16 protein-coding genes are annotated in these 13,726 nt (G+C 72.1%); 5 read left to right on the top strand and 11 right to left on the bottom strand.

The features are described from left to right. Position 1: 1 nt before the first annotated feature. Positions 2 to 1,003, bottom strand: coding sequence for a sugar-binding transcriptional regulator (locus ACQ86M_RS03345; protein ID WP_431247049.1), 1,002 nt, complete (start codon positions 1,001 to 1,003; stop codon positions 2 to 4). A 194-nt stretch (positions 1,004 to 1,197) separates the two neighbouring features. Here ACQ86M_RS03345 and ACQ86M_RS03340 point away from each other — a divergent pair, with 194 nt between their 5' ends. Both ACQ86M_RS03340 and ACQ86M_RS03335 read left to right on the top strand, forming a co-directional pair. Beyond that, complete coding sequence (locus ACQ86M_RS03340; RefSeq protein ID WP_431247048.1) at positions 1,198 to 1,767, top strand: fascin domain-containing protein; 570 nt, start codon at positions 1,198 to 1,200, stop codon at positions 1,765 to 1,767. Between the two features lie 55 nt (positions 1,768 to 1,822). Continuing rightward, complete coding sequence (locus tag ACQ86M_RS03335) at positions 1,823 to 2,785, top strand: ROK family protein (RefSeq protein WP_431247047.1); 963 nt, start codon at positions 1,823 to 1,825, stop codon at positions 2,783 to 2,785. Positions 2,786 to 2,879: 94 nt separating this feature from the next. On the opposite strand, the gene ACQ86M_RS03330 is transcribed toward ACQ86M_RS03335, so the two are convergent. The 7 genes from ACQ86M_RS03330 to ACQ86M_RS03300 all read right to left on the bottom strand — a co-directional run bounded on the left by ACQ86M_RS03330 (position 2,880) and on the right by ACQ86M_RS03300 (position 8,727). Continuing rightward, complete coding sequence (locus tag ACQ86M_RS03330; RefSeq protein WP_431247046.1) at positions 2,880 to 4,010, bottom strand: hypothetical protein; 1,131 nt, start codon at positions 4,008 to 4,010, stop codon at positions 2,880 to 2,882. Between the two features lie 77 nt (positions 4,011 to 4,087). Then, the gene (locus ACQ86M_RS03325; RefSeq protein WP_431247045.1) at positions 4,088 to 5,308 is read right to left on the bottom strand and encodes an MFS transporter; all 1,221 of its coding nucleotides are present in this window, start codon (positions 5,306 to 5,308) and stop codon (positions 4,088 to 4,090) included. Then, on the bottom strand, positions 5,308 to 6,258 hold the full coding sequence (locus ACQ86M_RS03320; RefSeq protein WP_431247044.1) for a bifunctional riboflavin kinase/FAD synthetase: 951 nt from the start codon (positions 6,256 to 6,258) through the stop codon (positions 5,308 to 5,310). The genes ACQ86M_RS03325 and ACQ86M_RS03320 overlap by 1 nt, the downstream gene beginning before the upstream one ends. Next, entirely contained in the window at positions 6,255 to 6,755 is a 501-nt protein-coding gene (locus ACQ86M_RS03315; protein WP_431247043.1) for a hypothetical protein, read from the bottom strand. Before ACQ86M_RS03315 ends, ACQ86M_RS03320 begins: the two co-directional genes overlap by 4 nt. A gap of 30 nt (positions 6,756 to 6,785) precedes the next feature. Then, the gene (locus tag ACQ86M_RS03310) at positions 6,786 to 7,154 is read right to left on the bottom strand and encodes a hypothetical protein (protein ID WP_431220712.1); all 369 of its coding nucleotides are present in this window, start codon (positions 7,152 to 7,154) and stop codon (positions 6,786 to 6,788) included. Beyond that, positions 7,151 to 8,062, bottom strand: a complete 912-nt coding sequence (gene truB, locus ACQ86M_RS03305) for a tRNA pseudouridine(55) synthase TruB (RefSeq protein ID WP_431247042.1) — start codon at positions 8,060 to 8,062, stop codon at positions 7,151 to 7,153. The genes ACQ86M_RS03310 and truB overlap by 4 nt, the downstream gene beginning before the upstream one ends. Next, the gene (locus ACQ86M_RS03300) at positions 8,059 to 8,727 is read right to left on the bottom strand and encodes a TetR/AcrR family transcriptional regulator (RefSeq protein WP_431247041.1); all 669 of its coding nucleotides are present in this window, start codon (positions 8,725 to 8,727) and stop codon (positions 8,059 to 8,061) included. Before ACQ86M_RS03300 ends, truB begins: the two co-directional genes overlap by 4 nt. Before the next feature lie 73 nt (positions 8,728 to 8,800). Here ACQ86M_RS03300 and ACQ86M_RS03295 point away from each other — a divergent pair, with 73 nt between their 5' ends. Then, the gene (locus tag ACQ86M_RS03295) at positions 8,801 to 10,327 is read left to right on the top strand and encodes a DHA2 family efflux MFS transporter permease subunit (RefSeq protein ID WP_431247040.1); all 1,527 of its coding nucleotides are present in this window, start codon (positions 8,801 to 8,803) and stop codon (positions 10,325 to 10,327) included. A 103-nt stretch (positions 10,328 to 10,430) separates the two neighbouring features. Continuing rightward, a complete protein-coding gene (locus tag ACQ86M_RS03290; RefSeq protein ID WP_431247039.1) occupies positions 10,431 to 11,438 on the top strand; it encodes a ketopantoate reductase family protein in 1,008 nt (335 codons plus the stop codon). A 4-nt stretch (positions 11,439 to 11,442) separates the two neighbouring features. On the opposite strand, the gene ACQ86M_RS03285 is transcribed toward ACQ86M_RS03290, so the two are convergent. Further along, a complete protein-coding gene (locus tag ACQ86M_RS03285) occupies positions 11,443 to 12,024 on the bottom strand; it encodes a hypothetical protein (RefSeq protein WP_431247038.1) in 582 nt (193 codons plus the stop codon). A gap of 39 nt (positions 12,025 to 12,063) precedes the next feature. Between ACQ86M_RS03285 and ACQ86M_RS03280 the strand changes: the two genes are divergently transcribed. Next, positions 12,064 to 12,930, top strand: coding sequence for an A/G-specific adenine glycosylase (locus tag ACQ86M_RS03280; RefSeq protein ID WP_431247037.1), 867 nt, complete (start codon positions 12,064 to 12,066; stop codon positions 12,928 to 12,930). Here ACQ86M_RS03280 and ACQ86M_RS03275 read toward each other — a convergent pair. Then, on the bottom strand, positions 12,915 to 13,214 hold the full coding sequence (locus tag ACQ86M_RS03275; protein ID WP_431220705.1) for a YciI family protein: 300 nt from the start codon (positions 13,212 to 13,214) through the stop codon (positions 12,915 to 12,917). The genes ACQ86M_RS03280 and ACQ86M_RS03275 overlap by 16 nt on opposite strands. 38 nt (positions 13,215 to 13,252) lie before the next feature. After that, positions 13,253 to 13,699: a 30S ribosome-binding factor RbfA gene (gene rbfA, locus ACQ86M_RS03270; protein WP_431220704.1), complete on the bottom strand. Its 447-nt coding sequence runs from the start codon at positions 13,697 to 13,699 to the stop codon at positions 13,253 to 13,255. Positions 13,700 to 13,726 lie beyond the last annotated feature (27 nt).

Here is a 13,726-nt window from a genome sequence, read left to right as displayed (position 1 = left end):
ATTACTGGGCGTGCTGAGCGTTCTCGCGGGCCGGCGCGGAGCCGGCTGCGCCCGGGCGGGTGCGCCCGAGCAGGTCGTTGGCGGTGCCCTCGTCGGTGATGAGCGTGGTGCAGAGCCCGCTGGCGACGACGGCGTGCGCGACGCGGTGCTTCGCCTCGCCGGCGATGACGGCGATGGATGTGCGGGCCGCGCGCAGCTCGTCGAGGCTGAGCCCCAGCGTGCGCGAGTTGAGCTCGGGATCGGCGACCTGTCCGTCGTCGGTGATGAAGCGGCCGACCACGTCGCCGACCGCGCCCTTCTCGGCCAGCGCCGCCACATCCTCCACCGAGAGGTAGCCGGAGTCGACGTGCACCGAGCTGGTGTCGACCACGCCGGCGCTGAACAGGTACGCGTTGGCGCTGCGGGCGAGTTCGAGCACGCTCTGCACCGACCGGTCGGCCTCGATGGCGCGGCGCGTCGCGGCGTGCTCGAAGATCGCGGGGCTCGGCAGCAGGGTCGCTGTCCCCTGCGCCTTGCGCGCGATGACGACGGCGGTGTCGGCGGCGGCGGTCGCCTGGCGGGTGGATGAGACGCTCCCATTGATCTGCACCGGGTTGACGCCCACGGCCCAGCCGGGACGGAGGCGGGCGGCCACCGCGTGCAGCGTGCGGCCCCAGCTGACCCCGAGCGTGCGCGGGACGGGCCGCAGGGTGGTCAGGTAGTCGGCCGCCGCCTGGGCGACGCGGCCCTGCACCTCGGCGTCGGACTCGGCGGCCGGTACGACGACGGCGTCGTCGAGGCCGTAGAAACCGCACAGTTCGCGCTCGAGTGAGAAGCGCCGGGCGCTCGGGTGCACGATCTCGATGCGCACGAAGCCGTGCTCCCGGGCGGCGACCAGCAGTCGGCCGACCTTCCAGCGCGAGACGTTGAGGGCGACGCCGATCTCATCCTGCGTCTTGCCGGCCTCGTAGTAGAGCTCTGCGGCTTTGACGGCGAGGATCTCGTCGGAATCGTTCAGGGCCACCCGTCCAGCTTAGGAAGCGGCGCTCAGCCGAGCAACATGTGCGTGCTCGGTGCTCAAATGAGCATCATTGAGGTCAATTGCGTCCTTGTTCGCATTGGTATGGGAAATGCCTCAACGTTAGATTCTGGTCTGCGCCGCCATGAGGCTACGCCTCCTGCGGCTCGCGCAGGAGCACTCGACCGAGAAGGAACATCATGCGCTCGCTCCCCCGGATCAGCCTGAAGCGGACAGCCGCAGCAGCACTCGCCTCTGCGGCGCTCCTCGCGGGCGGCGCGATCGCCGCCGCACCCGCGCACGCCGAGACCGCGAAGACGGTCTACCTCACCGGCGGCAACCACCTGAGCACCCTCCCGGGCTGCTACGACACCTGGTCCGTGTCCGCCCGGCTCGACCGTCCCGGCAGCCCGCTCATCGCCGGCGCGTACAAGCAGATCCTGAGCTGGGAGGCCTACGACCTCATCACCAACGCCGATAACACGGTCACCCTGCGCTCGCAGGGCAGCGGCAAGTACCTGGCGGCGCCGCCGGACGGGAACACCGTGACGGCCGACCGCGACTATGCGAGCACGTGGGAGAAGTTCGTCCAGGACGGCTACGGACGCCTGCGGGCGGTGTCCAACGGGCGCTACCTCACGGCCCAGGCGGACGGCAGGGTGACGGCGACGAGCACCGCGCCGAGCATCGTCGACGCGAACGGAAGCCGGAACGAGGACATCAGGGTGGTCGCCGCAGTCCCGTTCACCCAGAGCATCTGCCCCGCGTGAGCTGAACGGTCGCCGTTCAGAGGATGCGGCGCGGTCCGTCGATTATCGTTGGGTCGTGCCCTCTGACGCCCGCGCCGCATCCCTCCCGTTCGCCATCGCCGTCGACTTCGGCGGCACCAAGGTCGAGGCCGCCCTCGTGGATGCCGACGGCCGCCTGGTGGAGGGCTCCCGTCACCGCCGGCCCACCGGCCGGAACGCGACCGTTCCGGAGCTCGAGGAGTCCGTCGGCGGCGTCGTGCGCGCCGCGTTCGCCGCGCTGCCCGCCGGCGGTGTGGTCGTCGGCGTGGGCATCGGCAGCGCCGGTCCGATCGACCGGCAGCGCGGGCTCGTCTCGCCCCTCAACGTGCCGCACTGGCGCGACTACCCGATGCGCGACTACGTCGCCGCAGTTGCTGCGGAGCTGGGCCTCGACGTGCCCGTCACGCTGGAGATGGACGGTGTCGCCATCACGATGGCGGAGCACTGGGTGGGCGCGGCCCAGGGCGTCGACAACGTCATGGGCATGGTCATCTCGACCGGGATCGGCGGCGGCCTGATCGTCGGCGGCCGCGTGATCACCGGCCCCACCGGCAACGCGGGCCACATCGGCCACGTGGAGGTCGGCGACATCGAGGGCGAGGACACGTTCGGCAGCCCGTACGCCCTGGAGGCGATCGCCTCCGGGCCGCACACCGTCGCCTGGGCGCGCCGGCAGGGCTTCGCGGGCGCGACCGGTGAGGAGCTGGCCGCGGCGTACGCCGCCGGCGACCCCGTCGCGCACGAGGCGATCGCCCGCACCGGGCGCGCCGTGGGCCACGCGATCGCGTCGGCAACCGCGCTGCTCGACCTGGAGCTGGTCGCGATCGGCGGCGGGTTCTCGCACTCGACGCCCGACCTGTTCGACCACATGCGCACCGTGGTGGAGCAGCACTACTTCCCGTTCGTGCGCAAGGTGCGCATCGTCCCGTCCGGTCTCTCCTCCGAGGGGCCGCTCATCGGCGCCGCGGCGCTCATCCACCGGGCGCACCTGCTCCCGTAGCCCGCGCCGACGACGCCAAGAGCTCCTGAGTTTTTCGGGGCGGTGAAGCGCTCAGCCCCGAAAAACTCAGGAACTCTTGGCGTCGGCTGCCGGGTCAGGGGCGCCAGCGGAGCTCGATGATCTGGTGCGCGTCGCTCAGGTAGAACACGTTCTGCGTGCCGTCGTCCACCTCGACGAACGCGGCCGCGTCGCCGACCACCGGCGGAGCGCCGACCCGCGCGGCGACGTCGTTGACGTGCCAGGCACCGGAGGCGTACCAGAGCTCGTGCAGCAGCGAGTCCGTGCCCGCGTACCAGACGTGCTGCGTGGCGACGGGCTGGAAGAGCCCCGACTCGAACGCGTAGCAGGCCGGGCTCGACCCGGCCAGCGCGGGCGTCGTCGCCCCGGCGGCCGCGGACAGGTCGTTGTGATGCCAGCCCGACGGGTTCCACCACAGCTCGTGCACGTGTCCGTCGGTGCCCACGTAGTCGACGTGCTGCGTACCCTCGCCGGGGAACACGTAACCGTGGATCGTCTCGCACGGGGACACCGGCGGCGCGCCCGTCTGGGCGGTGAGGTCGCCCCAGTGCCAGCCGGAGGCGTCCGCCCAGTACTCGAGGATGTGGCCCTTCCCGCTGTCCGCCTCGGTGTGCACGAGGACGTGCGCCGTGCGCTGGCTCTCGAACGAGTACCCGGCGGGCGCGGAGGTCGGGGCCGCGTTCGGGGCGCCCGCCGCGGCGGTCAGGTCGAGGTGGTGCCAGCCGCTGCCCGCGTTCCGCAGCTCGTGCACGTGCAGGTCCCGGCCCTGGTACACCACCCGCTGCGCCCCGTCGTAGTACGTCTCGTAGCCCGACGGCTGGCCCAGGGCGAGCGGGGCGTGCGCGGCGCCGGTCAGGTCGTTGGCGTTCCAGCCGTCGTCGCTCGTGTACCAGAGCTCGTGCACGTGCCCGTCGAACTGCCTGCCCTGGTAGACGACGTGCTGCGAGCCCTGGTGCGCCCAGATGTAGCCGTTGGCGTTCGTCGCCGCCGCCGCTCCGCCCGCCTCGTCGACCAGGTTCTTGACGTGCCAGTCATCGCTGGCGCTGCAGTAGAGCTCGTAGAGCTGCCCGTCGTCCCCGTTCGTGGCGTCGAAGCCCTGGAACACGACGTGACGGGTGAACTGCGCGAACAGCCACGCCGTCGGCTGGTAGACGGCGAGCCGGGCGCCCCCGGTGCTCGTGGTGAGGTTCTTGGTGCTCCATCCCATGATCCGCTCCGATCTCGAACGGACCCAGGCTACGTCCGTGCGCCCGGTTCGGGACTGCCCGGATCCGGGCCGGCGGCTCAGTCCTCGAGGTAGCGCGGGCGCGCCACGACCGCGCCGGCGACGGCCGCGGCGAGAACGGTGGCGGTGAGCACGACGAGGGGCAGCGTCCAGGACCCGGTGAGCTGGTGCAGCACCCCGACGGCGAGCGGTCCGAGCGCGCCGAGGGTGTAGCCGAGGCCCTGCGTGAAGCCGCTGAGGGCGACGGAGCCGGCGTGCGTCCGCGTGCGCACGTTGATGAGCACGAGGCACAGCGGGAACAGCAGCGGACCGAGCCCGGCGAACGACACCCAGAGCCAGGTCGCGACGCTGGGCACGAGGATGAGCCCGCCGTACCCGACGACGAAGAACGCGACCCCGGCGTAGACCAGCAGGGCGACGTTCCGCATCCGGGCGGCGAGCAGCGGCACGAGCAGGCCGGCCGGTATGCCCATTCCGGCATACACCGACAGCAGCGCCCCCGCATCGGCGGGAGCGACCCCGGCGACGTCGTGCAGGATCTCCGGCAGCCAGGCGAACATGGCGTACGCGTTGAGGCTGGAGACGGCGAATACGACGGCCAGGGCCCACGCCAGGGGCGAGTGCCACACCCGTCCGGCCATCGCGGGCTGCGCCGCCTCCACCTCCACATCCCGGTCGGGATGCGCCGGGCGGTGGGTGATGAGGATGCGCAGCCACGGCAGCACCGCCAGCAGGCTCACGACGCCCCACAACCCGACGGACACGTGCCACCCTGCGGCGTCGGCGACCGGCACGGCGACGAGCGGCGGCAGCAGCGTCGAGACCGACATGACGGTCGCGTACAGGGAGGTGACCAGGCCGATCCGGTCCGGGAAGTAGCGCTTGACCAGCGGCGGCAGCAGCACGTTGCCCACGCCCATGCCGGCGAACGTCACGGCCGACCCGATCGCGAGAACGGCGAAGGAGCCGGCGGAGGCGCGGATGAGGTGGCCGGCCACCATGACGCCCAGCGCGAGCAGCACGACCGCCTCGAGGCTGAGCCGCCGCGTGAACGATGGCGCGATGAGGCCGAACAGCGCGAAGCACACCGGGGGCAGCATCCCGAGCAGGCCGACGCCGATGCTCGATACGTCGAACTCGGTGCGGATCTCGCCGAAGATGGGCGACAGCGCGGCGACCGCGGTCCGCAGGTTCGCGGCGACGAGCAGGATGCCGACGAGCGCGATGGCGCGCCCGTGCCAGAGCGGCCGCCGCCCGGCGGCCGGGTTCGCGTCCGTCATCAGGACCGCTCGGCCCGGACGTCTCCGAGGATGCGGCGCGCCTGCTGCACGTCGTCCGCGATCTGCGCGATCAGCGGCTCGATGCCGGTGTACGCGACCATGCCGCGGATGCGCTCGACGAACGACACCTCGACCGTGTGGTCGTACAGGTCGAGCTCCCGGTCGAGCACGTACGCCTCGACCTGCTTGTGCGGCACGCCCTCGAATGTCGGATTGTTGCCGACCGAGATCGCGGCCGGGTACCGCTCCCCGCCGTCCGTGAGCCAGCCCGCGTACACGCCGTCGGCGGGGATGAGGCCCTCCGACTCGGGCGACAGGTTGGCGGTCGGGAAGCCGAGCTCGCGGCCCCGCGCCGCCCCGTGCACGACCAGCCCGCGGACGGTCGGCGGCGAGCCCAGCAGCTCGGTGGCGTGGCCGACGTCGCCGTCGGCGAGCAGCTCGCGGATCCAGGTGGACGAGACGCGCCGCCCGTGCTCGGGTCGCACGTCGTCGATGAGCTCGACCGAGAAGCCGTAGGTCTCGCCCAGGGTGCGCAGCATCGCGACGTCCCCGGCGCCTCGGGCGCCGAACCGGAAGTCGCTGCCGACCAGCACGGCCGCGGCGTGCAGCCGGTCGACGAGGATGTGGTGCACGAAGGCCTCGGGCGCGAGCGACGCGAGGGCGCGGTCGAACGTCACCATGAGCGTGGCGTCGATGCCGGTCGACGCGAGCAGATCGAGCTTCTGCGCGTTGCTCACGAGCGAGGCCGGGCACTTCTCGGGCGCCAGCACCTCCAGCGGGTTCCGGTCGAACGTGATGACGGTCGAGACCAGTCCGCGCTCGGCCGCGACGGCGCGCAGCCGGTCGATCACCGCGCGGTGCCCGGTGTGGACGCCGTCGAACTTTCCGATGGTGACGGCGCTCGGCCCCCACCCGTCGGGGATCTCCTCGACCGCGTGGAAGACCCTCACGAGTCCGCCTCCGGGAGAGCCGCGCCGTTGTCGGACGCGGGCGGGTGGCTGCGCAGCCACAGCATCCCGAGCACCGGCAGCACCAGCGGGATGAACAGGTACCCCATCCCGTACACCGACCACACCGTCGCGTCGCGGCCGAACGGGTCGATGTCGTGCAGGCCCAGCGCGGCGGGGGCGAACAGGCTCAGTGTGCCGATCAGCAGCACTCCCGCCAGCTCGAAGCTGATGGTGACCCACGCGACGCGGTACCAGACCCGGCCCGGGGCGATCAGCGCGATGGTCGCGACGATGTAGACGACCGCGGCGAGCGCCGACAGCGTGAAGGCGACCGGCGCCTCGTGGTAGCGGTCGATGATCTGGAAGACGCTCCGCCCGGTGGCGGCGAGTGCCAGCACGCCGTAGACGAAGACGAGCACCCGGCCCACCCCGGACATCCGGCGCCGGGGGGACGGCGGAGCGGAGTTCGTGCGCGCGGGCGTGGTGTGGTGGGACATCGCTTCGATTCTATTTGCCGCCGGGAGGGGTCAGGCGCCCTGCACGAACCAGATCTGGCCCATCCGGTACACCATCACGGCGATCGCGAGACAGACGCCCCCGAGGATGACCGTGCTCCAGCGGTTGCGTTCGATCAGCGCCCAGAACCCGCCGGCGAGCGGGAGGATGATCGCCGAGATCAGGTAGATGTAGAACTCGGCGAGGCTGCCCGTCGGCGGGTTGCCGACCAGCGGCGCGACGATCGCCATCACCAGCTGCACCAGCAGCAGCAGCTCGACCACCGCGACGGCGCCCATCGAGACGTCGCCCGGGAGCCGCCCGATCAGCCCGAGCACCAGGCAGAGGATGCCCGCGGCGCAGGCCACGACGACCTGCACCGTGGTGAACCATTCGATCATGCGCGGCCGACGGCCTCGTCCGTGGGGAAGTTCACGAGCGTCCTGGCTTCCTTTCCGCGGAACTCGATCAGTCCCACAAGCGCTCCGTTCGGCGCGACGGCGGCGACGGGTTCGCCCCCGGCCCCCTCGCGGTCGGCGACGTGGATGCGGCGCCCGTGCGTGAGGTCGATGGCCTGCTGCTCGGTGAGCGGGAGCCGCTCGAACAGCGCGGCGGCCGCATCCACTGCAGGGATGAGGGCCGCCTGCGCATCGAGCGTAGCGAGGTCGTGCGCGTCGCGCACGTGGAAGGCGCCGACCCGGGTGCGTCGCAGTGCGGTCAGGTGGCCGCCGACGGCCAGGCCGGAGCCCAGATCGCGGGCCAGCGAGCGGATGTAGGTTCCCGACGAGCAGACGACGCGCACCTCCAGGTCGATCGCGCCGTCGAGGCGCCGGGTGCGGGTCAGCTCGAACTCGGAGACCGTCACCGCACGCGGCTTCAGCTCGACCTGCTCCCCGGCGCGGACCCGGGCGTAGGCGCGCTTGCCGTCCACCTTGATCGCGCTCACGGAGCTCGGGATCTGCTCGATCTCGCCCGTCAGCGCCGCGATGCCGGAGGCGATCGCGTCGTCGGCCACCGCATCCAGAGCCTCCTGCGTCGCGGGCGCGAGCAGGTCGCCTTCCGCGTCGTCGGTGGTCGACGACGCACCCAGGCGGATGGTCGCCAGGTACTCCTTGTCGGCGCCGACGATGTAGGTGAGCAGCCGGGTGGACGAGTTGACGCCGACGATGAGCAGGCCGGTCGCCATCGGGTCGAGCGTTCCGGCGTGGCCGACCTTGCGCGTGCCCGCCGCCTTGCGGACACGCGCGACGACGTCGTGGCTCGTCATCCCGGCCGGCTTGTCGACGAGGATGAGGCCGCTGCCGGTCATCCGCGCGCCCCCGCGGACTCGGCGGCGGAGACGTCGAGGACGAGCTGCAGCTTGGTGCGGAACGTGCATTCGACCAGCTCGGTGGCCGCGTCGTCCTTGCCGTACTCGTCGGGGAGCCGGAGCCCGAGCAGGGTGTTCAGCAGCATCCCCTCGGCGAGGAAGGAGCGCGCCTCCTCGGGATCGAACCCCGCCTCCTCGCGCAGCAGCCGGTAGATCGTCAGGAACCCGTCGCGCGCCTTCCCGCCGATGGTCGGGTCCTGCCCCATGCTGAACGCCTGCATCAGCGACAGCAGCAGCCCGCGATCCTCGAGGAGGTTGACGTACGCGAGGCCCAGGCGGCGGCCGATCTCGCCATGCGCGCCGGGCATGAAGTCGCCGGGGACGCCGGGCGCGGCGGCCGGCGAGCCGTCGGACTTCCACTGCGCGATCGTCTCGGTGAACGCGACGAGCAGGCGCTCCAGCGAGCGGGTCAGGACGCCGACGAACAGGTTCTCCTTGCTGCCGAACATGCGCACCACGTAAGGCTGGCTGATCCCCGCCGCGCGGGCGATCTGGTCGGTGGTCGCGCCGAAGTAGCCGCGTTCGCCGAACACCCGGCTGGCCGCCTCGAGGATCTGCACGCGCCGCTCGGCCGACGGGATCCGCTCGCTGTTCTTGTCCGTCACACTTGACAGGTTATCAGTCGATTACTAATCTCGGCTCTTGTAATCATCCGATAACAACAACTGGAGGCGCCGCATGTCCGCTCCCGCAGCACCGCGCACCCGCACCATCCCCGTCTGGCTGGCGATCGTCGCGGCGTCCCTGCCGATGTTCATGGCGACGCTCGACAACCTCGTCGTGACGAGCGCTCTGCCCGTCATCGCGAAAGACCTGACGGCCTCGATCGAGGAACTGCAGTGGGTCGTGAACGCCTACACCCTCAGCTTCGCGACGCTGATGCTCATGGCGGTCGGCCTGGGCGACCGTCTCGGCCGGCGCTCGGTGTTCCTCGCCGGCATCACCGTGTTCACCCTGGCCAGCGCGGCGAGCGCCCTCGCCACCGAGCCGTGGATGCTCATCGCCGCCCGCGCCGTGCAGGGGGCCGGCGCGGCCGCCCTGCTGCCACTGTCGCTGACCCTCCTCGCGGGCAGTGTCAGCGCGCGCCTCCGCCCGGCCGCCATCGGCATCTGGGGCGGCATCTCGGGCCTCGGCGTCGCGCTCGGCCCGCTCATCGGCGGCGCGGTGGTCGAGGGATGGAACTGGCAGGCGATCTTCTGGCTGAACGTCCCGCTCGGCGTGATCGCCCTCCCGCTCGTGCTGCTGGCGCTGCCGAACAGCTTCGGCGAGCGTGTCCGCGCCGACGTCGTCGGCCTGCTGCTCGCCGCCCCCGGTGTGCTCGGCGTCGTGTATGCGATCGTCCGCGGCAATGACGCGGGCTGGAGCAGCGCGGAGGTGCTCGTTCCGCTCGTCGCGGGCGCGGCGCTGCTCGTCGCGTTCGTCCTGTGGGAGTCGCGGGCGACCGCTCCCCTGCTGCCTCTGCGCCTCTTCCGCGACCGCAGCTTCACGGTCGCCAACCTGGTCGGCGTCACCTTCAGCTTCGGCATCTTCGGCGCGATCTTCATCCTCATCCAGTTCCTCCAGGTCGTGCAGGGGCACACTCCGCTGGAGGCCGGCGTCATGACGATGCCGTGGACGCTCGCCCCGATGGTCGTCGCCCCGCTGACCGGCCTGGTGTCCGGCCGCACCGGCACGCGCCTCCCGGTCGTCGCCGGGCTCGTGCTTCTCGCCGTCGCGATGGGCTGGATCGCGCTGACGCTGTCGGCCACCCTCCCGTACTCGCAGATGTGGCCGCCGTTCCTGCTGGCGGGCATCGGCATGGGACTGGTCTTCGCGCCGAGCTCGACCGCCGTGCTCGCCAACATGCGTCCGGCCGACCACGCCAAGGCGTCCGGCACGAACTCGACCCTGCGGGAGGTCGGCGTGGCGCTCGGCGTCGCGGTGCTGACCGCCGTGTTCACCGGCGCCGGCGGGACGCTGACCCCGACGGGCTACGTGGACGCGGCCATCCCGGCCGTGTGGGTCGGCGCCGCGGTGCTGGGCCTCGCGGCGGTCATCGCGCTGGCCCTGCCGTCGCGCCGGGCCGCCCGTGCTGCGGCCGCCGCCCTCTCCGCCCGCGACGCCCGCGACTCGGAGACCCCCGCGGAGTCCCCCGCCGAGGCCGCCGTCGAGGCCGCTGTCGACGCGCTCGCCGTCGCCGAACCCGCCCCCGTCCTCGCCGACTGACCGCGCACCCCTCCGCCCCAGCAGACGATTCCTGAGTTTTTCGGGCGATTCGCCGTGAACAGCCCGAAGAACTCAGGAATTGTCGGCTTGTAGGCTGGAGCGCGTGCGTATCGGCGTGATCGGAACGGGAGCCATCGGCGGAACGATCGCGGCGCTGCTCGAACGGGTCGGACACCTCGTCGAGGTCACGGCACGGGGCGAGCAACTCGCCGCGATCCGCGCGAACGGCATCCGGCTCGACGGGGGCTGGGGCGTCCACACGGCGAAGGTCACGGCGGCCGAGACGCTGCAGACGCGACCCGAGCTGGCCTTCGTATGCACCAAGGCGCAGGATGCGGCGGCCGCGATCCGCGCGAACGCCGCGCTGCTCGACGGCATCCCCGTCGTGATCGTGCAGAACGGCCTCGCCGGTCTGCACGAGGCGCAGCAGCTGCTGCCCGGTTCCGCGTGCGTCGGCGCGCTCGCCCTCTACGCCGCAAGCTACCTCTCCCCCGGCCGCGTCTCCGTCACCACCACGGCGAACACGTATCTCGGCTCCGGCGACGGCCCACCGCCGCCCGCCGCGGTGGACGCCGCGCACATCCTCGACGCCGCGATGCCCGCCCACGCCATCGACAACTTCACCGGCGCGCAGTGGACGAAGCTCATGGTCAACCAGATCAACGCCCTGCCCGCGATCACCGGCCTCAGCGCCCAGCAGACCCTCGGCGACCGCCGCCTCCGCGCGATCATGACCGCGAGCCTCCAGGAGGCCACGCGAGTCGGCCTCGCCCGCGGGGTGAGCTTCGGCAGCATCCAGGGCCTCGACGACCGGCTGCTGCGGGTGGTCGCGCGTTCACCGCGGTGGGCGGCGCAGGCCGTCCCGCTGCTGATGAAGCGCCGGATGGGCGCGACGCCGAACCCCGGCTCGACCCTGCAGAGCATCCGCCGCGGCCAGCTGACCGAGATCGACTACCTGAACGGCGCCGTCGTCGCGGAGGCGCGAGCGGCCGGCAGGGAGGCGCCCATCAACGCCGCGATCACCGCGCTCGTGCACGACGTGGAGCGGACGGGCACCTTCGTGACGCCCGACCAGGTCGCCGAGCGGATGCGTCCCCTGCTCGAGCGCTGAGCGATCAGGTCCGACGTGCCCAGTGCGGTCGGTCGGGGTCGGTGTCGTCCGCCAGGAAGTCGGCGTGGGACGCGGGCTGGGCGTCGTCGATGTAGAGCTGGTTCCGCGGAGCGTTCACCAGGCGCACGGACGCATTCCACTCGTTCCGGAGCGAGGGGCGCAGCAGGAACTCGCCGTCGAGCACCAGCACAGCATCCTGCCCGGCCGTGAGCCAGCGGGCCTCCACCGGCTGGTCGCGCGCCTCGTCGAAGGCCGCGAGCTGGAACCCTGCGCTGCCGCCCAACCGGAACGGGTCGAGCAGCACCCGCCGCAGAGCGACGTAGTCGTACGAGTCGCGGTAGTAACTCTCGGGCGTCTCCGGCCCGAGCCTCGTCCGGTGGGCCCGCGAGGCACGGAAGCCGTCGAGCGAGGCCAGGAACACGTCCGACCCGGCCTCCCGGAACACCAGCGCCAGGTCGTCGGCGAACCCGTGCTCCTTGCGTGCCCCGTCCACGGCGACCACGACACGCCCCGCCGGCGCCTCCCGTCGGATGGCGGCCACCAGCTGCCGCAGGAACAGCACGCGCGACGTGGGAGGCAGCATCATGCGACGAGCATAGGCCGCGACACCGGTTAGCCTCGATGCATGCACGACTTCGCCGCGACGGTGGTGGACTGGTACCACGCGAACCGGCGCGACCTGCCGTGGCGCCGCGACGGCTTCACCGCGTGGGGCACGCTCGTCAGCGAGTTCATGCTGCAGCAGACGCCGGTGAGCCGAGTCATCCCGAGACTCGAGGAATGGCTCACCCGCTGGCCGACGCCCGCCGCCCTCGCGGCCGTGCCGCCCGGCGAGGCGGTGCGCGCCTGGCAGTCGCTCGGCTACCCGCGTCGTGCCCTGTGGCTGCACGCGGCTGCCGTCGCCATCGCCGAGCAGCACGACGGCGTGGTGCCGGAGGATGTGGATGCGCTCCTCGCCCTCCCCGGGATCGGCGACTACACCGCACGGGCGGTCGCGGTCTTCGCCTACGGCAACCGGCACCCCGTCGTGGACACGAACATCCGCCGCGTCATCGCCCGCGCCGTCGACGGTCAGGCCGAACCGGGAGCGCCGAGCGCGAAGCGCGACCTGGCGGCGATGGAGGCGCTGCTTCCCGACGACCGCCCCGCGGCGGCCGCCTTCAACGCCGGGATGATGGAGCTCGGCGCGATCGTCTGCGTCGCCCGCACCCCGCGCTGCGAGGCGTGCCCGCTCGCGGCGCACTGCGCCTGGCGCCAGGCCGGCTACCCGGCCTACGACGGACCGAGGAAGGCCGTGCAGAAACGGTACGAGGGCAGCGACCGTCAGGTGCGCGGCCGCATCCTCGCCGAGCTGCGCGCCGCGCACATCCCGGTCACGGCCGCGGAGCTCGAGACGGTGTGGCCGGACGCCGCCCAGCGCGACCGCGCCCTCGCCGGCCTGCTGGCCGACGGGCTCGCGGTCGCCGCGGACGGCGGCTACGCGCTCCCCTGATCGGGGAAGACGATCGGGTCCCAGTCCTGGATGCGGGAGCGGTGGACGAGGCCCTCGGTCACGAACGGATCGCCGGCGCGGAACCGCTCGGCCGCCTCCCGCGACCGGAAGATCGCCATGGAACCCTGCGTGGCAGGATCGCCGAACGTCCCGATCATGAGGACCTCGCCGCCCTGCGCGAACTCGTCGAGGTAGGCCCGGTGACGCGGGTACGCCTCGACGAGTCGCTGGAAGTGCTCCGGACCGGCGTCCGGGTCGGCATCGTAGAAGGACACGGCGAACATGCCGCTCATGCTACGGCCGACGCGGGCCGGCGGGGAGGTCACTCCTCCTCGTCGTCCTCGTCGAACTCGCGCGGCTTGACGTACGGGTCCTCGTCGCCGGCGTACGCGGCGCCCGCGGCGAGGCCCGCCACCTGGGTGTCGCGCTCGCGCGCCTCCCGCAGCAGGTCCTCGATGTGGGCCGCGTTCTCCGGGATGGCGTCGAGCTGGAACTCCAGCGTCGGCGTCAGGCGGGCGGTGATGTTCTTGCCCACCTCGCTGCGCAGCATCCCGGTCGCGGCCTTGAGCGCCGCCGCCGAGTCCTCGCGCTCCTGCTCGCTGCCGTACACCGTGTAGAAGACGGTCGCGTGCTGCAGGTCGCCGGTCACCTGGACGTCCGTGATGGTCACGAAGCCGAGGCGCGGATCGCGGAGGCCGCGGTCGAGCCGCTTGGCGACGATCTCCTTGATCCTGTCCGCGAGCTTCCTCGCGCGTGCCGGATCAGCCATGAGTGTTTCTCCCTTCAAGCACGATGG

This window comes from Leifsonia xyli subsp. cynodontis (assembly GCF_050632205.1).
GTDB classification, from domain to species: Bacteria; Actinomycetota; Actinomycetes; order Actinomycetales; family Microbacteriaceae; genus Leifsonia; species Leifsonia xyli_D.
This window is presented reverse-complemented; position numbering and strand designations above follow the sequence as displayed.